Source organism: Streptomyces sp. NPDC096324 (assembly GCF_044763015.1).
Lineage (GTDB): Bacteria > Actinomycetota > Actinomycetes > Streptomycetales > Streptomycetaceae > Streptomyces.
On sequence record NZ_JBIWFK010000008.1, the window covers coordinates 166,348 to 190,675 of the forward strand.

Sequence of the window (24,328 nt, forward strand, 5' to 3'; positions counted from 1 at the left end):
GGAAGCTCGGGCCTTCGCGGTCGGCCGGGCTGCTGCTGGACCCGCACCGGACGGACGGTGGCGGAGGTCGGCGGCAGGAAGGCTTCGATCGTGGACATGGGCAGATGTTCGGGCCACCGGAAGCGGCCGCGCAACCCCTTTTCGGAAGGGTGTCCCGAGGACTTCGAGCCAGGGCCGGACAGGCGGGTGGGCCGGCGGGGCGGGAAAGCCGGGGGAACCGGAACCGCGCCCACCGCGCTTCGGCCAGATCGCGCGAGCGGCTCATCTGGCCGAACTTCGCGTGGCCGCATAGATGCCTGGGGCATCTAATGAAGATCGGCAAGAGGGAACCGTCGCTTGCGAGGTCACTCATGACAGAAACCCCCCTGACCCAGCCCCCGTCCCCCCTGACCCGGCCCCCGTCACTCCCGCCCCCGGTGTCCGAGGGCGCGGCTCTCCGGAGTCCGGCATCCGAGAGCCCGGTGGCCCGGCCGCCGGCCACGTCCGGGCGCACGGCGACCGAGCCGCCCCCGGTGGCGGCAACCGAGCCGGCGCCTCCGGTCCGCTTTCCGCAGGACCGTACGTGCCCCTATCACCCGCCCGCCGCCTACGCGCCCTTGCGTGAGGGCCGTCCGCTCTCGCGCGTCTCCCTGTTCGACGGGCGTGCCGTCTGGGTGGTCACCGGGCACGGCGTCGCCCGTGAACTCCTCGCCGACACACGGCTGTCCACGGACCGCACACGGCCCGCCTTCCCGGCGCTCACCGAGCGGTTCGCGTCTGCGCGCGACCGCCGGATCGCGCTGCTCGGTGTCGACGACCCCGAGCACCGCGTCCAACGGCGCATGCTGGTACCGAGTTTCACCCTCAAGAGGACCGCCGCGCTGCGCCCCCGGATCCAGGAGACCGTCGACCGGCTCCTCGACCGTATGGAGCAACAGGGCCCGCCCGCCGAGCTGGTGAGGGACTTCGCGCTTCCCGTGCCCTCCATGGTGATCTGCGCCCTCCTCGGAGTGCCGTACGGTGACCACGACTTCTTCGAGGAGTGGTCCCGCCGGCTGCTGCGCGGCCCGGCCGCCGCCGACATCCAGGAGGCCCGCGATCAACTGGACGCCTACTTCGGCTCGTTGATCGACCGCAAGGAGAAGGACCCCGGGGAGGGACTCCTCGACGAGCTCATCCGCGATCAGCTCCGCGAGGGAAACGTGGACCGGGAGGAGCTGATCTCCCTCGCGACCATCCTGCTCGTCGCCGGGCACGAGACGACGGCGAACATGATCTCGCTGGGCACCCTCACCCTGCTCGACCATCCGGAACAGCTCGCGGAACTGCGGGCGGAGCCGGCTCTGATGCCCGCGGCCGCGGAAGAGCTGCTCCGGTTCCTGTCCATCGCGGACGGGCTCCTGCGGGTCGCGGTGCGGGACATCGAGGTCGCCGGTGCCACGATCCGCGCGGGCGAGGGCGTGGTCTTCTCCACCTCCGTCGTCAACCGCGACGAACTGGCCTTCCCCGCGCCCGACACCCTCGACTGGCACCGCTCGGCCCGGCACCACGTGGCGTTCGGATTCGGCATCCACCAGTGCCTCGGCCAGAACCTCGCGCGGGCCGAGATGGAGATCGCGCTGCGCACCCTCTTCGACCGTTTCCCCGGCCTGCGGCTCGCGGTCCCCGCCGACGCCGTCGCGTTCAAGCCCGGAGACACGATCCAGGGGATGCTGGAACTCCCCGTGACGTGGTGAGGAGCGGCATGGGCGCGGGCGTCGGCATCACGATCGACAAGGACGTCTGCATCGGCGCCGGACAGTGCGCCCTCGCCGCTCCGGGCGTCTTCACCCAGGACGACGACGGCTTCAGCGCGCTGCTCCCGGACCGGCCGGAAGGCGGCGGCGACCCGATGCTGCGGGAGGCGGTACGGGCCTGCCCGGTCGGCGCCATCACGGTGACGGCGCAGACCGCCTGACCCCGCGGTCCGGCCCTATTGCCCCGCTTCCAGAAGGAGTTGGGCAGCGGCGCGCGCCTGGGCGGCGGGTTCGGTGCTCCCGTCGATGCCCGCCGTGACCATGGCGCCCTCGGCGAGGAGGAAGAGGTGGTCGGCGAGCGCGGCGGGGCGCCCCGCCGCGCCGACCAGCCCGGCCAGATAGGCCCGGAACGCCGCCTTGTGCGTACGGGCCCGCGCGGCCACCCGCTCCGACGTGGCGCCGAGTTCGCCGTACGCGTTGATCCAGGCGCAGCCGCGGAAGTCCGGCTCGGCGAACCACAGTTCCAGCCAGTCGAAGACGGCCAGCACTCTCCGCTCGGGTTCCCGCACGCCGTCGACGTGCTCCGCCAGCCGAGCCCGCCAGCGGACGTCGCGCCGCTCCAGATAAGCCTCCACCAGGTGTTCCTTCGCCGGGAAGAGCTGGTAGAGCCGCTTGAGCGAGACCTCCGATGCGCCGCGGATGTCGTCCATCCCCACGGCCTGGACGCCCCGGCCGTAGAACAGCCGCTCCGCGGCGTCGAGGGCCTGCTCACGGGCGAGCGCGAGGGCCTGTACTCGGGCGGGTGAGGGGGCCGCCTGATCCCGGGCGGTCGTGCTGTCCATGTGGCGGGCTCCTTGACCTGAGAACGTTCGTTCTCTACCTTAGCGTCCAGAAAGAGAGAACGTGCGTTCTCTGTCACTCTGGAGGGCGACCGCTCTCCATCGCTTTCGCTCGCACCCAGGAGTCCTCATGGCCGACCGCCCACCCCTGCCGCCCTTCACCCGTGAGACCGCGCTCCAGAAGGTCCAGGCCGCGGAGGACGCCTGGAACACCCGCGATCCGCACAAGGTCTCGCTCGCCTATTCCGAGGACTCGGTCTGGCGCAACCGGGACACCTTCGTCACCGGCCGCGCCGGGATCGTCGAGCTGCTCACCGGCAAGTGGGCCCGGGAACGCGACTACGCCCTGCGCAAGGATCTGTGGGCCTTCGACGGCAACCGCATCGCGGTCCGCTTCCAGTACGAGTCACGGGACGCCGACGGCCGGTGGTGGCGCTCGTACGGCAATGAACTGTGGGAGTTCGACGAGCACGGTCTGATGACGAGGCGCGAGGCCTCCATCAACGACGTGCCGATCGAGGAGACGGAGCGCCGGATCTTCGGCCCGCGCCCCGAGTCGGAACACGGACAGGGCTTCCCGCTCCGCTAGCCAGAGTTCGCACTCGGAGCATTGTGCGGGGCCTGCGGACTCGGCGTCCCGATCGCCGTACTACCGTGCGTGAACGAGGCGTTGGCGGCCCACCCCGCCTGTCGGGCCGGTGTCGAGCGGCTCCGCGACATGGGCGTCGTTTCGGAGATCCGTATGGCGGGGAAGGCCAACAGGGCTGCGGGCCAGGGGAGTTCCGCTGGGAACACGTGCTGGACCTGCTGACACCCCAGGCGTGAGGGGCGTCTGATCGAAGGGGAACGGTTTGCTGTTCGGCCGCGTCGTCTCTCTCTGAGGAACGTTGGCTGTGTTCCAGGGAGGGGAAACGGAGTGCAAACGGGTGGCTTCGCCAAGTGGACAAAGCACTTCGAGGACGAACGTGAGCGCAGGCGTGCCCAAGGTGATCCGGACTGGGGGCAGGGCGCGACGCTTCATCGGGCGGTGTGGGCCGGCATCCAGCGTTTCCAGGTCGGCGAGGACGGTGACGGTGCCAACCTCGTCGGCAAGGCGGACCAGGCCGGCGACGCCGACTACGGGCAGGCGGTCCGTCTCTTCGTCGCCGAGGAGCAGAACCACGCCCGACTGCTCGCCCGGCTGCTGGCAGCCGGGGACGTACCGACGCTGAACGGCCACTGGAGCGACGCGGCCTTCGTGCGGCTGCGGCGTCTCATGGGCCTGCGCATGGAACTGTTGGTGCTGATGATCGCGGAAGTAGTGGCTCTGCGCTATTACCGGGTGCTGCGCGATGGCACCGACGACGCGCTCACCACGGATGTGGCGGCGCGCATCCTGTCCGATGAGCGGCGCCACGTCCCGTTCCACTGCGAGCGACTGCACGCCTCCCTGGCGGACCTGCCCCGCGCGGTGCGTCGCCCGGTGATGACCCTGTGGCGACTTCTCCTGCTCGCGGTCTCGCTCGTCGTCGCCGTCGACCACGGTCCGGCACTGCGCCGACTCGGGATCGGACGCCTGCGGTTCGTCGCCGACGTCATGACCTCGTCCCACGCGGTGGTCTCGGCGGTGCTGGTGCCACGCCCCGACGCGTGGACGAGTGAGTCCTGACGGCAGGCCGGTGACAAGCCGCTTCGCCCCCGAACCGCACTCCCCGACTCCCGCCGACCCGTACACGGTGGCGCGAGTGTCGGGCTGTTGTACGTTCCCGGCCGTCGTACAAGGGGAACGCGCGGCACGATCGAGGTGGCGGTGCTGACTCCGTTCCTCGGCGTCGCCTGGTTTCGGCACGCACTTCGCCAACTGTGCCTTCGCTCAAGCCCTCCGGAAGACGGTCATGGAATGGCCGACCTCCTCGATTGGCCTGCTCGTCGCCAGCAGCTTCTTCAGCCGGGTGTGGGCCCCGTCGATCGCGCTGTCGGAGACGACCAGCAGACCGTGCACCCGGGACATGGGTACCGTGCGGGGGTCGGTCGCGTGGATGCCGTAGGCGGACGGTACGCCGGCGCCCTTGTAGACGAGCCACACCTTCTCGTGCGGGTAGCGCCCCTTCAGCCGGTCGGCGAGGCGGCCGAGGTCCTGGCCCCAGTCGACGTTCGAGTCGTGCAGCCGCAGATAGGTCCTCGCCGTGCCGCCGAACGCCTCGTTCGAGTACGGCAGGTAGTACGGGTACGTCAGCAGTGAGCTGACGGCCACGAACAGGACCAGCGCCGCCGTCCCGGTCCGCGCCCGGCTCGGCCACCGTCGGCGCACCGCTTCCGCCCACGCCGGCAGGCCGGCCGCCTCCGGGCGGTGCCCGCGCACCGCGACGGCACAACCCGCCGCGATCGCGAGGAACACCGGCACGAACAGGACGTAACGCACGCCGACATCGCGGGAGCCGGTCATCGCCGAGACCAGCAGCAGCGCCGGGGGGACCAGGAGGTACGGGGCCGCGGGGCGCAGTCGGCGTACGGCCAGGAGGGTGAGCGAACCGGCCGTCCAGAGCGCCGTCATGCCGAGCGGGGTCTTCACCAGCAGCGCCGCCGGCAGGTAGTACCAGAGAGACCCGTGATAGGGCCGGCCGAAGAGGAAGCCCCGCCAGGTGGCGTTCTCGAAGCGGAACTGGACCTGCATCCCGTCCCGGTAGGGCCGCGGCAGGGGCAGATGGTTCACGAGCAGCGCGTGCAGTCCGTGCACGGCCGGGAGGTCCGAGGGTGCCGTCCAGCGCAGCCGGGGATCGACGGCCAGATAGGTCGCCCACACCACGGCGAGGGCCACCAGGGTCATTCCGGCGACGGCCGCTGCGGCGAGTCCGAGCAGCCGGGCCCTCGCCCGCGCGTCGCCCGTCGGTGCCGTGCCCGGGTCGGCGTGGCCGGCGTGCCACACGGACACCACCGCGAGGAGCAGCACCACCGGTACGGCCGGCAGCATGCTCATCTTGGTCGCCACCGCCGCGCCGAGCGCGGCGGCCGAGAGCGGCAGGTACAGGAACGGCCGGCGCCTGGCCCGCCACACGAGCCACACCGACGTCAGCAGGAAGCCCGACGCCGGCACGTCGAGCGTGGCCAGCGAGCCGTGCGCGATCACGTCGGGCGAGAAGGCGTAGAGCGCGAGGGCCACCAGCGCGCCCGTACGGCCCGCGAGTTCACGGGCGAACGCGAGGACGACCAGCCCGGACAGCAGCGTCACGACGATCACCGGCAACCGCGCCCACAGCATCACCCGCCAGGGATCGTTGCCGGACTCGTACAGCACGTGCCGCCCGAGCTCGGTCTGGTCGCCCGTGAACGCGGGGTCGAGGTGCGGGTGCGCGAACAACAGCCCGGTCCCGATGATCAGTTTGCCCAGCGGCGGATGCTCGGGGTTGTAGCGCAGGTCGTGCTGCTGGACGTAGACCGTGGCGGTGCCCACGTACACGGGCTCGTCGATCGTCGGGGTCTGCTCGACGGCCGTGCTGACCATGGCGACGGCCATCTGGACCAGCAGCAGGGCCACGGCCACCACGAACGCGGCGCGTCTGTGCCGCCGCAGCCGCCCGAGGAGCGCGCGCGGCGCCGTCGCGCTGTTCACCGGCACGCGCTCGTCGTGCCTGCTGGCCAGAAATGTCGGCATGCCCTTTGGTACGTCCGCTCCGTACGAGCCTGCTCATCGGGCGGCCCACGGATTCGGGTACGCGCCGAGGCGCCGGCCGGATCATCCGGCCGGCGCCCGGGCAGGGCAGTCACGAGTATGCCCGGCGTTCCGCGCGACTCCGGGAGCCGCGGGCGGCGATGTGCGCGGGGCCGGGGGCTCGGCCCTTTCGTCGGTGTCCCTCCTCAGTAGGGCGAGGCCGGGTCGCGCGGCGCGACGGCCACGGCCCGGCGCAGGGCGGCCCGCCAGGCGAAGGCGATCGCGAGTTCGACCAGGCCGATCAGCACCATCCACAGACCGAGCAGCCGGGTCAGGGCACGGGCCGACTCGGTCGGCAGCGCCAGGACGACGATGCCCGCGATGACGCCGATCGCCGCCCCGCAGAGGACGAAGCCGCGGTGCGGCAGGTCCCTGGAGGAGAGGGCGGTGTACGCGGTCAGCACACCGGACACGAGCCAGACGACGCCGAGGATCAGCGAGAGCGCGGCGATGGTCTGCATCGGGTTGCGCAGACACAGGACGCCGGCCAGCACGTAGAGCACCGCGATCAGCAGTGTGGCGAACCGGTTGCCCTGCTCCCGGTGGCCGAACACGGACACGAACCGGAACCCGCCGATGACCAGCAGGTAGAGGCCGAGGAGAACCGCGAGGACGTGCAGGGTCTCCTCCGGCCAGACCAGGACCAGGATGCCGGGGATCAGCGTCGCGACGGCCGAGCCGAGGAGCCAGGTCCAGGAGGCGCCGACTCGGTCCAGCAGCACCACGGGGTCGCCCGGGGGCGCGGAAGCCGGGCGGCCGGGCCCGGGCTCCGGCCCGGTGTGCGGTGCCGAACCATGCGATTCCGTCATGGTTCCTCCTCACGCGGTCGAGCGGATCACGCGGTCGAGGGGACCGGTCGTGGACCGCCGACGGGACGGTGGGTGGATTCCCGCCGTCCACGGTCCCGTGCGCCAGGCCCCGGCGGCTCACCCCCGGCGGGTGATCCTCGCGGTCACCCCGGCAGTTGGCGCATCTCCACGACCCGCAGGCCGAGCGACCGGCAGCGGGCCAGGAGCCCGTACAGATGCGCCTCGTCGACGACGGGTCCGAACAGGATGGTCTGACCCGAGATCAGCACGTGGTCCATCTCCGGGAACGCCTCGGTAAGCGTCTCCGACAGATGTCCCTCGACGCGGATCTCGTACTGCATGCGGGGCTCCCCCCGGCGGGCGGCCTGGGGCGGGCGGTCGGCACCCTTCCCCACGATCATCCGCCGCCCCGCCCCGCCCGCCCTCACCCGCAGGAGGTGAACCTGGGACCGGGCGCCGCCTCGCGCGGTCACGCCCGTCCGGGCCACGCGCGTCCCTGCCCGTGCGAGCCCCGCGCGGTCACGCCTGTTCGAGGGGAACGGCCGAGCCGCCCGTACCGGGTTCCTTCCCTCGGCCCGTTCGTCCGGTCGGCAGATGCGTCGTGACCAGGAAGCTCGCCAGCGTGATGCCCCCGGCCGCGAGGATCGCCGCCTTCAAGCCGTTGAGCTGCGCCGTCGCGTAGGAGTCCGTGACGGCGTCGACCTCGGCCGGCGGCAGCCCGGCCTGTTCGGCCGCCGAACGCACCTGGTCGGTGGGGACGAAGCTGATGCCCGCCTCCAGCGCGACGCCGGTCTTCTCGCGTGTCTCCTGCGACAGGTCCGGATGGTCCGCCACCTGGGTGAGGAAGGCCTGCGCCAGGGCGCCGACGAGGATCGACCCGATCAGCGCCGTACCGAGCGCGGAGCCCAGGTTCTGGGCGGTGAACTGGAGCCCGCCGACCTCGCTGCGCTCCTCCTCGCCGGCGCTGGACTGCACCACGTTGCCGAGCTGGGAGGCGAGCAGCCCCATGCCGACGCCCAGCAGGGCCATGGCCCCGGCGAACTGGGCGTCGTCGATGACCGGTTGGATGGTCGCCAGCAGCCAGGTGATGGCTCCGAGCAGCGTCAGCAGGGCCAGCCTGACCACACGGCGCGGCCCCATCACCCGCCCCAGCCTGGAGGCCAGCACGGAGGCCGCCAGCATCGTGACGGACACCGGGAGCAGCCGCAGCCCCGTCTGGAACGCGTCGAATCCCTGCACCACCTGGAGATACAGCGGGATGGCGAAGAACAGCCCCAGCAGGATGAGGTTCTGGCTGACCAGCGTCAGCAGCCCGGAGCGCAGCGGCAGCCGGTGCAGCAGCGACAGATGGATCAGCGGATCGGTGCCCTGGGCCTCCCGGCGGCGCTCCCACCTCGCGAAGGCCGCGAGGACGAGCACCCCGGCGGAGACGACGAACAGCGTCGGGGCGAAACCGAGGACGGTGAAGGGCGGGTTGCGGGGCTGCACCCACCCCCAGGTGCCGCTCTGGAGGACGCCCAGCACGCCCAGGCCGAGTCCGGCCGCCGACAGGAAGGCGCCGACGCCGTCCAGCCGGGGGCGGGACTCGGGCCGCGGCTTCTCGGGGATCGCCCGGCGGAAGCACAGCATCGCCACCACGACCACGACCTCGCCCGCGAAGACCAGCCGCCAGGTGAGGTACGTCGTCACCCAGCCGCCCAGCAGCGGTCCGACCGCGATACCGGCGCCGGCCAGCCCGCCGATGACCCCGTAGGCGACGGCACGGTCCCGCCCTCTGTAGGACTCCGCCACCAGGGCCGCCATGGCCGGCAGCACCAGCGCGGCCCCGAGCCCCTCGATCACCGACCAGCCGAGCGCGAGCATCCACAGCGTGGGGGCCACCGCGGTCAGGGCCGACCCCACGCCGTAGACGACGAGCCCGACGAGGAACAGCCGACGGCGTCCGAGGATGTCGCCGAGCCGTCCGCCGGTGGCCATGAAAGCGGCCATGACCAGCGCGTAGAGGGTGATGACGGCCTGGATGGCGGTGACCTCGGTGTCGAAGTCCTCCACGAGCTGGCTGATGGACACGTTCATGACGGACGTGTCCAGGACCATCAGGAACTGGGCCGTCCCGAGGACGGCCAGAGCGTGCCAGTGTTTCACCGGTGACCACCTCATCGATTCGGCCCGCGAGGCCGCTCCACCGGACGGCGGCGTCCGGCCCGGCCCCGCGTCCACGGCACCTCCATGGCACCCGGAGTCACGCCTCCCCGCCATCCGGGGATCCGCTCCCATGACACCCGACGCGAGGTGCCCGCGCCTCACCCCCGCCGGGGGACCGGAAAGCCTGTCTTGCGACATTCGGGACAGCGGGTGACGATCAGTGTGCGGGGGTTACACCGGGGAGGGAGTCGTGGACCCGGACCACATCGGATCGGACGCGTCGCCGCTGCCGAGACATCGCGGAGGCAGGACCCCATGGCCGGGCTGCTGACACCGGGTGGTGACCCGCTGCTCGCCGTCCGGTTCACCGTCCCGGACCTGACGGAGACCTTCGTCCGCAGGCCGCGGCTGACCGGACGCCTCACCGAGGGCGTGCGGGGTCCCCTCACGCTGGTCAACGGGCCCGCGGGCGCCGGGAAGACACTCCTGGTCGCCCACTGGATCTCCACGAGGGACCGCCCGGACGACGTGGCCTGGCTGACCGTGGAGCACGAGGACACCGGCCCCGGCATCTTCTGGACGTACGTCCTGGAGTCCCTGCGGCGCCATGGAGCGGCCGTCCCCGACGACATCGGCAGCCCGTCGAGCCCCGGCGACGTGGACCACTCCCTGCTGACCCGGCTGGCGGCCTGGCTGAGCGAACGCGCGGAACCCGTGATCCTGGTGCTCGACGAGTTCGACCGGGTGGGCGCCTCGGCGGAGGTCGCCGACGAGCTCCAGTTCGTCCTGCGCCACGCGGGCGGCGGACTGCGGCTGGTCGTCGTCAGCCGTACGGAGCCCCAGCTACCGCTCCACCGCTACCGGGCCGCCGGAGCGGTCGCCGAGGTCCGGGGCGCCGACCTGGCGTTCGTCCCGGGCGAGACGGCGGCCCTGCTGAACCGTCACGACATCCGGCTGTCGGACGAAGGCGCCCGGTCGCTGACGGAGTGGACCGGAGGCTGGGCGGCCGGACTGCGCCTGTGCATCCTCGCGGCCCAGCACGTCGACGACCCGGACACCTTCATCAAGAACTTCGAGGCGGGCCAGAGCACGCTCGCGGACTTCCTGCTGGCCGAGGTCCTGGAGGCGCAGGAGGAGGAGACACAGGATCTGCTCCTGCGGTCGAGCATCCTCGACCAGATCCACCCGGATCTGGCCAACGCCCTGACGGGCCGGGACGACGCGGACGCCATCCTGGCCGGGCTCCAGCACGCCAACGCCTTCGTCGAGGCGATCGGCCACTCGTGGTACCGGCTGCACCCCCTGTTCGCGGAGATCCTGCGGGTCCACCTGCGGGTCAGACTCCCGGGACTCGAGCCGGAGCTGCACCGGCGCGCCGCCCGCTGGCTGAGCGAGTCGGGCCTGCTGGCGGAGGCCCTGCCGCACGCGGCGGGTGCCGGGGAATGGGACCTCGCGGCCGGCCGGTTCGTCGACGAGCTGGCCATGGGCGAGCTGCTGACGGGACTCGACGCCGAACGCCTCGACGGACTGTTCGCCGCCATGCCGTCGGACGCGGCCGGGCCGGCGGCCTGTCTGGTGCGCGCCGCCCGCGAACTCGTCCGCCACGACGTCGACCGGGGCCTGGACCATCTGCGCCGGGCGGAGGAGCACTTGGCGGGGGAGGGGGCCGGTCCCGCGGCCCTGCGGCTGAGCCACGCCCTGCTGCGGGTGTTCGCGGCCCGGCTGACCGGCTCCGCCGACCGGGCGCAGGCGGCGGCCGAGGACATGACGGCGGCGGAGCTGTCCCTCCCGGCCGAACTGCTGGAACGGCACCCCGAACTGCCGGCCCTGATGCTCACCGGACTGGGCTCGGCACAGCTCTGGGCGGGGCGGCTCGACGCTGCCCGGATCTCGCTGTCCGCCGCCACCCAGGTCGACGACGGACCGTCCACCGCGTCACCGCGGCACGAATCCCTCGGCCGGCTCGCCCTGATCGACCTTCTGTGCGGGCGGCCGGGCCGCGCGGAGTCGCACGCGCGGGCGGCGGTCGCGGGGGCGGAGCGCTCCGGACTGCCGCCCCCCGCCCGCACGGGCGTCGCCCAGCTCGTCCTGGCGGCGGTCGCCGTCGAGCGCGACGATCTGGCGGCGGCGCAGACCCACCTGGACCAGGCGACCGCCTCCAGCCCGGTCGCGCACGATCCCGTCGCGACGGCGGGCCTGGCGCTGGTGCGCTCCCGGCTGCTCCTGGCCAAGGGACATCCGAAGGAGGCGCTGCGCGTCCTGGGCGAGCTGAAGCGCCCGCCGCACGGGATCGAGCCCTCGCCGTGGGTGACCGACCGGGCCGCGCTCACGATGTCGACCGCCTACCTGGCCCTCGGTGAACCGCTCGCCGCGATGGACGTGCTCGTGGAGGAAGGGGCGACCGGGCCGGAGGCCACGGCCGCCGCGGCCCGTGCCCGGCTCGCCACCGGTGACCGGGAGGCGGCGCGCGCCCTGCTCGACGCACTGTCCTCCGAGGTGGACGAGGGGCCGGCCATCGCCGTCCGGGTGCTGCTCGCGCGGGCCCAGACGGCGGACGCGCTGGGGGACGACTCCACCGCCCAGCGGCTGGTGGCGCGGGCCCTGCGGACGGCCAGGCCGGAGCATCTGAGACGGCCGTTCCTGGAGGCCTGCCCCTGGCTGCGGACCTATCTGCGGCACCGGCCCGTGCTGGTCCAGGGCCATGAATGGCTCCCGGAGGCGGCCGTGGTCCGGGGCACCGGCCGGGCGCCGCGGGCGGGTGACGAACCGTCGGTCGCGCCGGTGATCGAACCGCTCAGCGAGCGCGAGCAGGAGGTGCTGGAGCGGCTGGCGCAGATGATGTCGAGGGACGAGATCGCCGCCGATCTGCATCTGTCGGTCAACACGGTCAAGACCCATCTCAAGAGCGTCTACCGCAAGCTCGCCGCGACCCGCCGCGGCGAGGCCGTACGACGGGCCCGCGACCTGCACCTCCTGTGAGCCGCGGACCCGTCGCGTCGGACGCCGGCCGGTCCGGGCGAGCCCGGTCCGGCTCCGGCGCCGTCGTCGGCTACGGGGTGTCCGAGTCCGGCCGTGCCACGCAGAGCGCCCAGATGACGAATCCGTACAGGGCTATCAGCGTCAGCGACCAGACGGGGTAGTACGGGATGTCCAGGAAGTTGGCGATGATCAGCAGCGCGGCGATGCCGACACCGATCACCCGGGCCCAGGTGGCCGCCGTGAACAGGCCGAGGCTCACGACCACGGCGACCGCGCCGAGTACCAGGTGGATCCAGCCCCAGCTCGTCAGGTCGAACTTGAAGACGTAGTTCTGTCCGGTGACGAAGACGTCGTCCTCGGCGATGGCCATGACGCCCCGCAGGATGTCCAGGACGCCGGAGACGAACAGCATCACCGAGGCGAAGATCATCAGGCCGCTCGCGGCCGTCAGGGTGGCCTTGGAGCGGGTGTGATGCTGGGTGGTTGCCATGGCGAGACCTCCGTTGCACGGGCTGCGACCGCAGCCACTCACCCCCGAGCCTGCGACACCCGGGCCCCACCGGCCTCACCCCCTGAGGGTGACGGTGAACGGACATCCGCCCCCGGCTCAGTGGCCCAGCAGCACCCTCAGCTCGGGCTGGAGCAGATCACCGTGAGCCCGTACGAGGTCGTCGCACAGGTCCCAGATGCGCTCGACGGGGAGAGCCGCGGCCGTCGCGGGGTCGGCCATCGCGGCGTGCCGGATGTGGCGCGGCTCGTTGTCCGTGGCGGCGCGGACCACCAGGTCGGTGACGGACACGTACGCGCTGTTCAGCGCCGCGCACTGCGGGGGCAGCGCGCCGACACGGGTCGGCCGCACTCCCAGCGCGTCCGTCAGGCAGGGGACCTCGACGACGCAGTCCGCCGGGAGGTTGTCGATCAGACCGCGGTTGGGCACATTGCCGTAGATCGTGCGGGGGGTGCCGGTCAGGGTGCTGTGGATGATCTGCGGGGCGTACTCCAAGGTGCCCTCGACGGGGAGGGGCACCCCGGAGGCCAGGGCGTCGCGGGTGCGCCGGTAGCTCGCCGCGTTCTCCTCGATGATGTCCAGATAGGCGCCCACCGGCAGTCTGAGCCGCTCGATCTCGCTGTCGTGGTGGAGGTACCACGGCACGTACTCCGAGGAGTGCTCGCTCGTCTCGGTGGGGTAGTGGCCGAGGCGGCGGTACATGTCCACGCGGACCCGGCGCAGCAGCTCCGGATCCTTGGCGATGGCCTCGTCCAGGAGCGGGTGGAGGTCCTGGCCCGCGCGCTCGAAACGCAGCACCCACGCCTGGTGGTTGACCCCGGCGGCCAGATGGGTGACCTCCTCGAAGGGGACGCCGACGATCTCGGCGAGGTCGTGCATCGTCCAGTGCACCGAGTGGCACAGGCCGGTGACGCGCAGCTTCGGGGCGATGCGGCTCAGATAGAGGACGTTCATCGCCATGGGGTTGGTGTAGTTCAACAGCATTGCGTCCGGGCAGAGTTCGGCCATGTCGGAGGCAAGTGCGCGGAGCACCGGGAAGGTGCGCAGGGCCCGGAAGATGCCGCCGACGCCGAGGGTGTCGCCGATGGTCTGGCGCAGTCCGTAGCGGGCGGGCACGGCGAAGTCGGTGCGGGTCGCGCCGTCCATGCCGACCTGGATGATGTTGATGACGAAGTCGGCGTCCTCCAGTGCCGCCCGGCGGTCGCGATGCGCGGTGACGGTGGGACGCGCGCCGCGAACGTCGGCGATGTACCGGGCCGCACCCTCGGCGGTGTCGAGCCGCTCCTGGTCGATGTCGTGCAACGCGATCCGCGCGTGCGCGAGTTCGGGGAACGTGAACAGGTCGGCCAGCAGCCCCTGGGTGAACACCACGCTCCCGGCTCCGATGAAGGCGATCTTCGGGGCGGTGACGTCGTTCATGAAGGACTCCTGGTCTCGCGGGTGCGGAGGGCTGGTGGAACGGCGGGGAGGTGCGCGCGGGCCGCGGCCAGGGCCTCGTCCCAGGTGGGCTGTGCCGCTGTGCCGCCGTGCGCTCGTGCCGAGAGCGAACCGCAGGCCGCGGCCACCGTGAGCGCGGAGCGCAGGTCGAGGCCGCGCAGGGTCGCGGCGACGAAGCCGGCGTCGAAGCTGTCGCCCGCGCCGACGGTGTCCACGGGGTCGACGGCCACGGCCGGCGCGTGCGTGAGCCGTGTCCCGGTGTGGGCGAGGGCGCCGTTCGCGCCGTCCTTGACCACGACCGTCGGCCCCCGGCCGGCCAGGACGGCGGCGGCCGCGCCGGGTTCGGCCGCCCCGGACAGCGCCGATGCCTCGGCCGCGTTGGGCAGCAGGAAGTCGGTGAACTCCAGCACGGGACGCAGGAGTTCCGGGTCCCAGCGGCCGGCAGGATCGTCATTGGTGTCGAGGGATGTCGTCGCGCCGCCCTCCCGTGCCAGGGCGAACAGTGGTGCCAGGGAACGCGCCAGACGGGGCATCAGGAAGAACGAGGCCGCGTGCACGTGCCGGGAGGCCCCGATCAGCTCCGGCGGCACGTCCTCGGCACCGGTCGCGGTGAGACAACCAGGCGCCGTGAGGATGGCCCGGTCCCCGTCCTCGGCCGTGACGACCGTCGTGAGCGGCGTGGGCCGCACCGGATCGGTGACCAGGAAGGCCACGTCGACGCCGCGCCCGGCCAGCGCCTCGCGCACGAAGGCGCCCGCGGGATCGTCACCCACCCGGCCCGCGAACGCGACCCGCAGCCCGAGCCGCGCGGCCCCGCACGCCATGATCGCGGCCGAACCGCCGAGCACCAACCCCGCGTGCTCGACGAGCTGTTCGCGCTGCCCGAACTCCAGAGGGCCGCGCAACGGGCCGACGACGACATCCGGGTTGGCGTCACCGACGACGAGGAGATCGAAGGATTTCATGGTGGCCTAGCCCTTCAGACCGCTCGAAGTGAGCGACTGGACAAAGGTCTTCTGCGCGAGCAGGAACGCGACTAGCACGGGCAGCACGGTGATCACGTTGCCCGCCATCACCGCCGACCACCGCGTGTGGTGCTGTCCCTGGAAGGTCGTCAGACCGAGCTGCAAGGTGTACCGGGTGTCGTGGTTGATCGCGATGAGCGGCCAGGACAGGTCGTTCCAGGTGCTCAGGAACGTCAGCACCGCCACCGTGGCCAGCGCGGGCCGGGCCAGCGGCAGCACGATCGAGAACAGCACCCGCAGTCGCGAACACCCGTCGATCCAGGCCGCCTCCTCCATCTCCCGGGGCAGCCCCAGGAAGAACTGCCGGAACAGGAAGACCGCGAACGGGGTGACGAGCGAGGGCACGATCAGCGCGCCGAGCGTGTCGATGAGACCCAGCTCCTTCATCACCAGGAAGGTCGGGATCATCGTGAGCTGGAAGGGGATCACCATCGTCGCGAGCATCAGGGCGAGCAGCGTCCGCGATCCGGCGAACCGCATCCGCGCGAAGGCGTAGCCACCGAGCGCTCCGAGCAGCAGATTCGACAGGACGGCCGCGACCGCGACGATCAGTGAATTGGCGAACCAGCGCGGGAACATCGCGTTCCCGAGCACATAGCGGTAGCCGCCCAGGTCGATCCCCTTCGGCCACAGCGCGGGCGGGAACCGGTTGATCTCCGCGTCGGACATCACGGAGCTGAGCACCAGCCACACCAGCGGCAGCGCGAAGCACAGGGTCAGCGGCGCCAGCAGCAGATGCCAGCCGCTCGGCCTCCGGGAGATGACGGGTGAACTCATCGGACCGCTCCTTCGGTACGTTCCTGCCGGCGCCGTACGAGACGCAGCACGCCGCCCGCCACCAGCAGGGCGACCGCGAGGACGTACGCCGCCGCGGCCCCGTAGCCCGCCGTGAACGTCTGGAACGCCTGCTGCCAGACGAAGTAGACGACCACGCCGGTCGAGCCGAGGGGGCCGCCCTTCGTCGTCACATAGATCAGGTCGAAGACCTGGAGGGCCGTGATGAGCTGCCACAGCAGCAGGAACACGGTGACCGGGGTGAGGGTCGGCAGGACGATGTGGCGCAGCACCCGCCAGCGGCCCGCCCCGTCGATCCGCGCGGCCTCCACGAGTTCGGGCGGCACGTCCTGGAGCGCGGCCAGATAGACGACGACGCAGAACCCGACCCCGCTCCACAGCGAGATCAGCACCAGCAGATAGATCGCCTGGTCCGGATCGGTGAGAAAGCCCTGCGGGGACAGCCCGAGCTTGTGCAGCAGGGAGTTCGCGGCACCGAACTCGGGATCGAGGATGAACGAGAAGAGCACGCCCTGCGCGGTCGCCGAGACCACGAACGGAACGAAGACGAGCGTGCGGTAGAGGCCGATGAACCGGATACGACGGTTCAGCGCCAGGGCCAGCATCAGCCCGCCGAGGAGGCTGAGCGGTACGTACAGGGCCGCGTACAGCAGGGTGTTGCCCACGGCCGTACGGAAGTTGGGGTCCTGGGCCAGGGCGCGGTAGTTGTCGAGGCCGACCCAGCGGCCCGGGGTGACCAGGTCGTCGGCGCGGAACGAGAGCAGCAGCGACCACACGACGGGCACGATGCTCAGGCCGAGGATCACGACGACCGCGGGGCTGATGAAGGCCCAGGCGGTGGCCGTCTCACGGCGGCCGCGGCGGCGGGCGGCGCGCCGCGCGGCGGCCGGGGTCACCGCGGGGCCGGGTACGACGGTGAAGGCACGGGGAAGGGTGGACATGACGGCCTCCTTCAGCCGGAAGTCGGCTGGGAACGTCTGAAGTCGGTTTCACCGGGGACGAGTTGAGGTCACCTGGGGATGAGCAGGGCCGCGTCGGCCGTGTCGGCGCACCGGCGGAGGGCGTGGGCGGGGGAGTCCTTGCCGAGGAGGACCGAGACGATCGCCCCGCCGAGCGCCTGGGAGATCTGCGGGTAGGCCGCGTGCACGGGCCGGACCCGGGCGGAGGCCAGGGTGTCGGTGAACACGCCGAGTCCGGTGGTCGTGCCGGCGTGCTCGCGCCACTCCGGACGCCCGGCGGTGCCGGAGCCTAGAGGGAGGCTGCCCGCCGCGATGTCCCAGCGCGCGTCCTGGGCCGGCCGGTTCATCCAGCGCACGAACTCGACGGCCGCGCGGGAACGGGCGGAACCGTTGTCGAACACGGTCCAGGTGTCAGGACCGGAGATGGTGACCGGCCTGCCGCTGTACGTCGGGAGCGGGACGACGTCGTAGTCGACCTTCGCGGTGATGATGTCCGGCAGCTGCCAGGGTCCGGTCGCCACCATCGCCATCCGGCCGCTCAGGAACACCTGGTACATCTGCTCGCTGCCGGGCTTCGGGTCGACGTACACGCTCTTGTCCTGGGCCAGTCGGGCGACCGTCGTGAGGGCCCGGGTGCCCTGCTCGGCGAAGCCGATCCTCTTGCCGTCGGCGGCGACAACCTCGCCGCCGAGGTCCCAGATCATCGGCCACAGCCGCCAGACGGTGTCCTCGTCGCCGGTGCCCGGCCAGCCCGTGCCGAACACCCCGCGCCCGGGATCGGTGAGTCTGCGCGCGGTGTCGGTGAAGTCGTCCCAGCTCCAGCCCGCCTTCGGGAAGGGGATCCCGGCCTGCCGGAACAGCTTCTTGTTGTAGACGACGGCCAGCGAGTCGAGCACGGCCGGGGCGGCGCGCACCTTGCCGTTGACGGTCACCGCGTCCCGTACCGGCGTCCAGAAGGAGCTCCACGGCGGGTCGCCCTCGTGCAGCGCGGCCGTCAGGTCGACCACGCGGGGGCTGCGGGCGACGCTCGCCAGGTCCGAGCCGAAGATGTAGGCGATGTCGGGGTACGAGCCGGCGGCGAGCGCGGCCGTCACTTTCTGGAGCATGGCGTCGGCCACCACCCCGCCGCCCGAACTGTCCACGCGGACGTGTGGATGGGTGCGGTTGAACTCGGAGACCAGGGCCTCCAGGGCCTTTCTGGCCGTGTCGCTCTGCCCGTGCCACAGCTCGACGGTCACCCTGCCGTCGGCGCCGACGCCGTCCGAGGGGTTTCCGCAGCCCGCCAGCGCTCCGGCGGCGGCCGCTCCCAGGAGCAGCCGGCGCCGCGCGATCTCGTGTGTCATCCCGGCCCCCGTCAGCGCGTCCGGCGGACGTAGTCCGCGCTGCCGGGCGTCGAGACCTTCACGTCCCGGCGCACGATGCTCAGCCGGCCGCCGAAGGCCGCACGGGCCTTGCGCAGACCGCCGTCGGTGTACTCGATCACCACCACCCGGTCGTGGAAGGCCTTCGCGTACGTGCCGCACTCGTCGTACTCGCCGCACTCCTCCGCCACCGCGAAGTCGAGCCCGGTCCGCGACCGGAGTCCCGCCAGTTCGGCCGTGTTCTTCTGCCCGATCGCCAGATGCCGGGCGTGCGCTCGCCGGGCGAGCAGGGTGATGAAGGCGGTGGCGTCGTCCGAGGTCAGCAGGTTGCGCGAGCGGGTATAGCTGTCGTAGTTGTCGGGCTCGACCGCGTCGAATCCCTTGTCGGCGCAGTCGTCGAACCACCGGCCGACCCGCTCGGCCACCCTCCGCCGCTTGTCGGGCGTCCGGATGTCCAGCAGCGCCTCGTTCCAGTCCTTGTCGACGACGACCTTGCCGTCGGCGTCGCGCAGCAGCAGGTCGGCGGGCCACTGTCCGCGTTCCTCGGGCTGGGCCTGGAAGGCGTTGACGTAGCAGATGTTGTAGAGGCCGCGGGCCGGTGAGGACGAGCGGTCGCGGCTGACGACGCGGACGTCGGCGGCCGGGGGGTAGGCGCCGCCGATCTGGTAGTCGAACCCCGCGTGGAGCGGGGGGAGGCGCACGGCGGTCGCCGTGCGCGCCGGTTTCGGCGAGGCGCTCGTTTCCTCGCCCGCGCCGCAGCCGGCGAGCGCGAGGAGGCCGGCCAGGGTCGTGGCCGTGCCCAGAACTCCGGTGCGGAGAACACGTTTGACGGGGGGCATGTCCGCTCCATCAATCGCGAGTACGTCCCCGCCTCGGACGCTTCGAGCGATCCTGGCGACTTTGGCCGGACTTGAACCTGGTCCGTTACCGGCTGGGCGCACCTCTGCGTGCCGGGTCGCACCACGGCACGCTGAGGATCAAAGCGCGCATGCCCGACTTCGTCAAGTGACCGCCTCGGCCGTGGGCGCCGCAGGTAGGCTGCTCCGCCCGGCCGGTGTCCTCAGGGACGCGGGTGGTGCGGATGGTCCGGGTGGTGCGGCGGATGCGGGGGCGGGGGCGGCAACGTCGTGACGTCCGGTGCCGGTTCGGGCCACACGAGCAGCACCGGGCAGGGGGCGTGGTCGACGACGAAGCGTCCGGCCGGTCCCAGGCTGTGCGGGCCGAGCCGGCTGCGGTCGCCGTCGCGGGCAAGGACGAGCAGACCGGCGCCCTCCGCCGCCGCGACGACCTCCCGCTCCACCCGGCCGGTGCGCTCCACACGGGTGGCCGGGCCCCCGAGCCGATGGGCCGCCGCGTCGAGGAGCTCGGCCGCGGAGGCCGTGCCGAGGGTCTCCAGGAGGTCGCCGGGATCGGGCTCGGAGCGTCCGCGTCCGAGGAGCCCGGCGAAGGCGCCGTGCGCGAGACCGGGCACGGCCGGGTCCGTGACATGCAGCAGCACCACCTCACTCGCCCCGGGAGCGTGCGTCCCCACGGCGTCCACGCACGCGGGCCAGGTTCCCTCGACCAGCCAGACGACCACCCGCATGTCCATCAGCCTCCGATGACGTGGAGCGAGACCCACAGCGCCAGGACGGCGGGGACCAGCGCCGCGGGCACGGCGATCAGGCCCAGCCGGGTGAACTCCTTCAGGTCGACGCCGTGTTCGTGCTGATGCACGATACGACGCCACAGCAGCGTCGCGAGGGAACCCGCGTACGTCAGATTGGGCCCGATGTTGACGCCGAGCAGGACGGCGAGCACCGCGCCCGCGCCCGAGTCGGCGGCCAGCGGCAGCAGGACGAGCACCGCGGGCAGGTTGTTGATCAGGTTGGCCAGGACGGCGGCGATCGCGGCGATGCCGAGCAGGGCAGGCAGCGAGCCGCCGGTCGGAAGGAGGTCGTCGAGGGCGTCGGCCAGCCCGTTGTCCACGACCGCGCGGACGACGATGCCGAGCGCGAGGACGAAGGCGAGGAAGGACGGAGCGGCCGCGCGCACCACGGTGAGCGGGGTGGTGCGGCGCCGGACGAGAGCCCGGCCGGCCAGCACGAGCGCCCCCGCGGCGGCGGACCAGGCCGGGTCGATGCCGACGGCCGAGGCGAGGACGAAACCGGCGAGGGTGCAGCCCACGGTGATCAGGGCGAACAGCGGCACCTCCGGCGGTTCCTCCGCGCGCCGGGCGGCCGCGCCCGCCGCGAGGTCACGGGCGAAGAAGCGCCGGAACACCACGTACTCGGCGCCGATCGCGACCAGCCAGGGCAGCACCATCAGCGCGGCGAACCGGGTGAAGCTCAGACCACTGGCGGTGAACGCCAGAAGGTTGGTGAGGTTGGAGACCGGCAGGAGCAGCGAGGCGGTGTTCGACAGGTGGGTGCACGCGTACACGTGCGGCTTCGGGCGTGCCCCCATCCGCGCCGCCGTCGCGAAGACGACGGGGGTGAGCAGCACGATGGTGGCGTCCAGGCTGAGCACCGCCGTGATCGCCGAGGCGAGCGCGAACACCGCGGTCAGCAGCCGGCCCGGCTGCCCCGCGGCCCAGCGCGCCATCCAGGCGCCGCACGCCTGGAAGAGCCCTTCGTCGTCGCAGTACTTGGCCAGGACGAGGACCGCCGCCAGGAAGCCGATCACCGGACCCAGATGGGCGGCCTCCTCGCGGGTGTGGTCCCAGGAGATCGCCCCGGTGGCCAGGACCAGGCCGGCGGCCGGCACGGCCACGACCGCCTCCGGCCAGTTGAACGGCCGGACGACCGCGCACACGAGGACGGCCGCGAGCAGGACGACGGACAGGGTCTCGGCGAACGGGCTCGCGAGAGCGGCGGCCAGGGGGGCGTCGGCCGCGCCGGGAACGCCTTGGACGAGCGGGCTGTTCAGGATGGTGTCCTCCGGGCGGTGATGGCGGCGCCCGCCATCACATCAGACGGGGCGGCGCGGGCCCGTGAAGGCCCTCCCCCGCGTCGCCGCCCGCCCGGCCTCCGACTCCGGACGGCCGCGACACCGGGTCGGCGAACGGTCCCCGAACGGCGCCCACTCGTCGCGGAACGGTGCCGAACGGCCCTCACTCTCGTGGGACGGCCCCCCGCAGGGCGCTCACTCGTCGTCGGCCGGTCCCGGGAAGGCGCTCATTCCTCGCCGAGCAGGGACAGCTCCGCCCAGATGGTCTTGCCCTCCGGCGTGTGCCGGCTGCCCCAGCGCTGGGTGAGCTGGGCGACGAGGAGCAGCCCGCGCCCGCCCTCGTCGAACGTCTTCGCCCGGCGCAGATGCGGCGCGGTGTGACTGCTGTCCGAGACCTCGCAGATCAGGATCTCGGTGTCGTGGATGAGCCGCAGCCTGATGGGCGGCTCGCCGTAGCGGATGGCGTTGGTGACCAGTTCGCTCACCACCAGTTCGGCCGTGAAGGTGGCCACGGTCAGGCCCCAGAGCTCCAGTTGATCGGCGACCTGCTTGCGGATCGGCGCGACGAGGGAGGGGTCGGCGGGGATGTCCCAGGTCGCCACGTTGGACGGGGCGAGGCCCTGCGTACGGGCGAGCAGCAGCGCCACGTCGTCCGGTGCGCCGCCCGCGGGAAGCAGCGCCTGGAGGATCGCGTGGGCCGCTCCCTCCAGATCCCGCGACGACTCCTCGAGGGCCCGGCAGAACAGCCGGAGGCCGGCCTCGACGTCCCGGTCGCGGCTCTCCATCAGGCCGTCGGTGTACAGCGCGAGCACCGTGCCCTCGGCCAGGTCGAGTTCGACCGACTCGAAGGGCAGCCCGCCCAGGCCGAGCGCCGGACCGGGCGGCACGTCGATCTGCCGGGGCGGCCCGTCCGGCGGCAGGACGACGGGCGGCGGATGGCCCGCGCTGGCGAGCGTGCAGCGCCGGGACACCGGGTCGTACACGGCGTAGACGCAGGTGGCGCCCACCTCTCCGGTGGTCCCCTCGGCCCCGGCCTCGACGGACAGCCGTACGACGAGGTCGTCGAGGTGGGTGAGCAGTTCGTCCGGGGCCAGATCGATGTCGGCGAGGGTACGGACGGCGGTGCGCAGCCGGCCCATGGTCGCCGAGGCCTGGATGCCGTTGCCGATGACATCGCCGACGACCATCGCGACCCGCATCCCGGACAGCGGGATCACGTCGAACCAGTCGCCGCCGACCCCGGCACGCGCCGCGGGCAGATAGCGCGAAGCCGCCTCCAGGGCCGCCGTCCGGGGGAGGGACTGGGGGAGGAGACTGCGCTGGAGGGCGAGCGCGGTCTGCCGCTCGCGGGAGAAGCGGCGGGCGTTGTCGATGCAGACGGCGGCCCGGGCCGTGACCTCCTCGGCGAGCAGCACGTCGTCCGCGGTGAAGGGTTCGGGCCGCCGGAACCGGCTGAGGACGACCACCCCGAGGGTCCGGCCGCGGGCCCGGACGGGCACCGACATGGTCGCGTGGACGCCGTACTCGCGCACATGTCTGCCGCGCGGTCCGTCCCAGCTCAGCCACTCCTCCAGCGTGCCCGTCGCGTTCGGCGCGACGAGGGGCCGGCCGGCGAGCAGCGAGTCGGCCTGCGGCGAGGACGCGGGATAGACGTCGATGTCGCCGGGTTCGAGGACCGCCTCCGGGCTGCCCGCGTTCACCGACCGGTGGGCCGCCCGGCGGAGCGTGACCGGGGCGGCGGGGGGCCCGACGTCGTACTCGCCGCCGTCCTCCGGCGGGTCGAGCAGGTCGACGCTGACGAAGTCGGCGAGGGCGGGGACGCAGACGTCGGCCAGCTCCTGGGCCGTCCGGGTGACGTCGAGGGTGGTGCCGACGCGCACGCTCGCCTCGTTGACCAACTGGAGCCGCTCGCGGGCGCGGTACTGCTCGGTGAAGTCGTGCGCGGACACGCACACGCCGATCACGCGTCCATGGGTGTCGGTGAGCGGGGCGATCCGCGCGAGCCAGTGGTGCGCCCGGTCCTCGCCGCCGCCGCGCGCGTACGTCTCCACGGCACGGGCCCGGCCGGACGCGAGGACCTCGGTCATCTCCCGCTCGAGCAGCTCGCCGTTCCGCCGGGAGCCGATCTCGGAGACCCTGAGGCCCCGGATGCGGTCCTCGGGGAGGCCGGTCACCTCGGACATCGCGTCGTTGAGGCCGTACAGCCGCAGCCGTTCGTCGTAGACGGCCATGGCGCAGGGCGCCTGCGCGAGGACGGCGCGGACGAGCGGGTCCTCGAGGGTACGGGGCTCCCGGCCCTCCAGCGGGGTGACCACGAGCCAGGCGCCGTCCCGCTCCAGGCGGTGGGCGAGCAGCCACACGGACAGGATCCGGCCGTCGCGGTGGCGCAGGGCGAGCACTCCGTACCGGCGGTCGCCGGCCGACCCCGGGAGCGAACCCGGGGTTCCGGGGGCCAGGAGATCCGCCGCCGGGCGGCCCTCGACCTCCTCGGGGGTGTGACCGAGGAGCCGGCGGGCGCCCTCGCTCCAGTGGATCAGGGTGCCGTTCCCGTCGATGACCACCCGTGCGGTGGCGGCCTCGTCGAGAGGGTGGACCGGGCTCATCGTCGCCACTTTCCCTTGTACGCACACTCACAGTGAACCTGCGCGTCGTCCGGGTTCCAGACTAGTGGCTGTGCGTCGTGCGCACCCTCGAACACGGAGAGCCCGGACAGTCGTGCGTGCGGGACGGCCCTGCGCACGGATCCGCGGGCCGTTGTGCTCCGCGCGCAGGGAGCGTGCGTGAGAACCCGGTGCGCGCGCACGGTTCGCACGCGGCGCGGGAAGCGGGGAAGGCCGGTACGGCCCCGCCGGGTCGCCGTTCGCTTTTGACGGGATTTCAATAAGGCTGATCTCGCTCGTGCGCCTTGTTGGTGACGAGTGTGTTGTGCGAGGGTGAGCCTCCCGCGCTTGGTCAAGGGCCGGGTCTGAATCGCTGTCCGCCATTCCCGGCTGTCGACGAGCCCAAGAGGCTCCGGAGCGACGGTCGCCGCACGGCCTTCGTCCCCGGCCGTTCTCCCGGCGCTCCGTCAAAAGGTCCACACCAATCGGGATTCCTTTTCGACGGGCAAGCACGACCTGTGTGCCACCTTGCACCTCGGA

At 72.4% G+C, this 24,328-nt stretch carries 20 protein-coding genes and 1 pseudogene; 6 read left to right on the plus strand and 15 right to left on the minus strand.

Features of this window, described 5'->3' with window-relative positions:
• Positions 1 to 512: 512 nt before the first annotated feature.
• Positions 513 to 1,715 (plus strand): cytochrome P450, encoded by a 1,203-nt coding sequence (locus ACIQ7M_RS23245; RefSeq protein ID WP_403647341.1) that lies wholly within the window; start codon positions 513 to 515, stop codon positions 1,713 to 1,715.
• An 8-nt stretch (positions 1,716 to 1,723) separates the two neighbouring features.
• Positions 1,724 to 1,936, plus strand: coding sequence for a ferredoxin (locus ACIQ7M_RS23250; protein ID WP_403647344.1), 213 nt, complete (start codon positions 1,724 to 1,726; stop codon positions 1,934 to 1,936).
• Positions 1,937 to 1,951: 15 nt separating this feature from the next.
• On the opposite strand, the gene ACIQ7M_RS23255 is transcribed toward ACIQ7M_RS23250, so the two are convergent.
• On the minus strand, positions 1,952 to 2,557 hold the full coding sequence (locus tag ACIQ7M_RS23255) for a TetR/AcrR family transcriptional regulator (RefSeq protein WP_403647347.1): 606 nt from the start codon (positions 2,555 to 2,557) through the stop codon (positions 1,952 to 1,954).
• Positions 2,558 to 2,684: 127 nt separating this feature from the next.
• Here ACIQ7M_RS23255 and ACIQ7M_RS23260 point away from each other — a divergent pair, with 127 nt between their 5' ends.
• The 3 genes and pseudogenes from ACIQ7M_RS23260 to ACIQ7M_RS23270 all read left to right on the plus strand — a co-directional run bounded on the left by ACIQ7M_RS23260 (position 2,685) and on the right by ACIQ7M_RS23270 (position 4,202).
• Entirely contained in the window at positions 2,685 to 3,143 is a 459-nt protein-coding gene (locus ACIQ7M_RS23260; protein WP_403647350.1) for a nuclear transport factor 2 family protein, read from the plus strand.
• A gap of 9 nt (positions 3,144 to 3,152) precedes the next feature.
• A pseudogene (locus tag ACIQ7M_RS23265) lies at positions 3,153 to 3,379 on the plus strand (flavoprotein); the annotation flags it as partial.
• 91 nt (positions 3,380 to 3,470) lie between these two features.
• The gene (locus tag ACIQ7M_RS23270) at positions 3,471 to 4,202 is read left to right on the plus strand and encodes a ferritin-like domain-containing protein (RefSeq protein WP_403647353.1); all 732 of its coding nucleotides are present in this window, start codon (positions 3,471 to 3,473) and stop codon (positions 4,200 to 4,202) included.
• A gap of 204 nt (positions 4,203 to 4,406) precedes the next feature.
• Here ACIQ7M_RS23270 and ACIQ7M_RS23275 read toward each other — a convergent pair whose 3' ends face one another.
• The 4 genes from ACIQ7M_RS23275 to ACIQ7M_RS23290 all read right to left on the minus strand — a co-directional run bounded on the left by ACIQ7M_RS23275 (position 4,407) and on the right by ACIQ7M_RS23290 (position 9,196).
• Positions 4,407 to 6,185: a phospholipid carrier-dependent glycosyltransferase gene (locus ACIQ7M_RS23275; protein WP_403647356.1), complete on the minus strand. Its 1,779-nt coding sequence runs from the start codon at positions 6,183 to 6,185 to the stop codon at positions 4,407 to 4,409.
• Between the two features lie 203 nt (positions 6,186 to 6,388).
• A complete protein-coding gene (locus ACIQ7M_RS23280) occupies positions 6,389 to 7,051 on the minus strand; it encodes an HdeD family acid-resistance protein (protein ID WP_386979969.1) in 663 nt (220 codons plus the stop codon).
• A 143-nt stretch (positions 7,052 to 7,194) separates the two neighbouring features.
• A complete protein-coding gene (locus tag ACIQ7M_RS23285) occupies positions 7,195 to 7,392 on the minus strand; it encodes a hypothetical protein (RefSeq protein WP_403647360.1) in 198 nt (65 codons plus the stop codon).
• Between the two features lie 178 nt (positions 7,393 to 7,570).
• The gene (locus tag ACIQ7M_RS23290; protein WP_403647363.1) at positions 7,571 to 9,196 is read right to left on the minus strand and encodes an MFS transporter; all 1,626 of its coding nucleotides are present in this window, start codon (positions 9,194 to 9,196) and stop codon (positions 7,571 to 7,573) included.
• Positions 9,197 to 9,511: 315 nt separating this feature from the next.
• Here ACIQ7M_RS23290 and ACIQ7M_RS23295 point away from each other — a divergent pair, with 315 nt between their 5' ends.
• Positions 9,512 to 12,175: a LuxR C-terminal-related transcriptional regulator gene (locus tag ACIQ7M_RS23295; RefSeq protein ID WP_403647365.1), complete on the plus strand. Its 2,664-nt coding sequence runs from the start codon at positions 9,512 to 9,514 to the stop codon at positions 12,173 to 12,175.
• Between the two features lie 70 nt (positions 12,176 to 12,245).
• Here ACIQ7M_RS23295 and ACIQ7M_RS23300 read toward each other — a convergent pair whose 3' ends face one another.
• From ACIQ7M_RS23300 to ACIQ7M_RS23345, 10 genes are all read right to left on the minus strand, one after another.
• Positions 12,246 to 12,665, minus strand: a complete 420-nt coding sequence (locus tag ACIQ7M_RS23300; RefSeq protein ID WP_386979960.1) for a hypothetical protein — start codon at positions 12,663 to 12,665, stop codon at positions 12,246 to 12,248.
• Positions 12,666 to 12,782: 117 nt separating this feature from the next.
• On the minus strand, positions 12,783 to 14,102 hold the full coding sequence (locus ACIQ7M_RS23305; RefSeq protein ID WP_403647368.1) for an alpha-glucosidase/alpha-galactosidase: 1,320 nt from the start codon (positions 14,100 to 14,102) through the stop codon (positions 12,783 to 12,785).
• Complete coding sequence (locus ACIQ7M_RS23310; RefSeq protein ID WP_403647371.1) at positions 14,099 to 15,085, minus strand: carbohydrate kinase family protein; 987 nt, start codon at positions 15,083 to 15,085, stop codon at positions 14,099 to 14,101. Before ACIQ7M_RS23310 ends, ACIQ7M_RS23305 begins: the two co-directional genes overlap by 4 nt.
• A 6-nt stretch (positions 15,086 to 15,091) precedes the next feature.
• A complete protein-coding gene (locus ACIQ7M_RS23315; protein ID WP_389839991.1) occupies positions 15,092 to 15,922 on the minus strand; it encodes a carbohydrate ABC transporter permease in 831 nt (276 codons plus the stop codon).
• Entirely contained in the window at positions 15,919 to 16,881 is a 963-nt protein-coding gene (locus tag ACIQ7M_RS23320; RefSeq protein ID WP_386979949.1) for a carbohydrate ABC transporter permease, read from the minus strand. The genes ACIQ7M_RS23315 and ACIQ7M_RS23320 overlap by 4 nt, the downstream gene beginning before the upstream one ends.
• A gap of 68 nt (positions 16,882 to 16,949) precedes the next feature.
• Positions 16,950 to 18,242 (minus strand): ABC transporter substrate-binding protein, encoded by a 1,293-nt coding sequence (locus ACIQ7M_RS23325; RefSeq protein ID WP_403647376.1) that lies wholly within the window; start codon positions 18,240 to 18,242, stop codon positions 16,950 to 16,952.
• Positions 18,243 to 18,253: 11 nt separating this feature from the next.
• Entirely contained in the window at positions 18,254 to 19,099 is an 846-nt protein-coding gene (locus tag ACIQ7M_RS23330; protein WP_403647379.1) for an endo alpha-1,4 polygalactosaminidase, read from the minus strand.
• 221 nt (positions 19,100 to 19,320) lie between these two features.
• A complete protein-coding gene (locus ACIQ7M_RS23335) occupies positions 19,321 to 19,845 on the minus strand; it encodes a universal stress protein (RefSeq protein ID WP_403647382.1) in 525 nt (174 codons plus the stop codon).
• A gap of 5 nt (positions 19,846 to 19,850) precedes the next feature.
• Complete coding sequence (locus tag ACIQ7M_RS23340; RefSeq protein ID WP_403648178.1) at positions 19,851 to 21,119, minus strand: arsenic transporter; 1,269 nt, start codon at positions 21,117 to 21,119, stop codon at positions 19,851 to 19,853.
• Positions 21,120 to 21,415: 296 nt separating this feature from the next.
• On the minus strand, positions 21,416 to 23,791 hold the full coding sequence (locus ACIQ7M_RS23345; RefSeq protein WP_403647385.1) for a SpoIIE family protein phosphatase: 2,376 nt from the start codon (positions 23,789 to 23,791) through the stop codon (positions 21,416 to 21,418).
• Between the last annotated feature and the right edge of the window lie 537 nt (positions 23,792 to 24,328).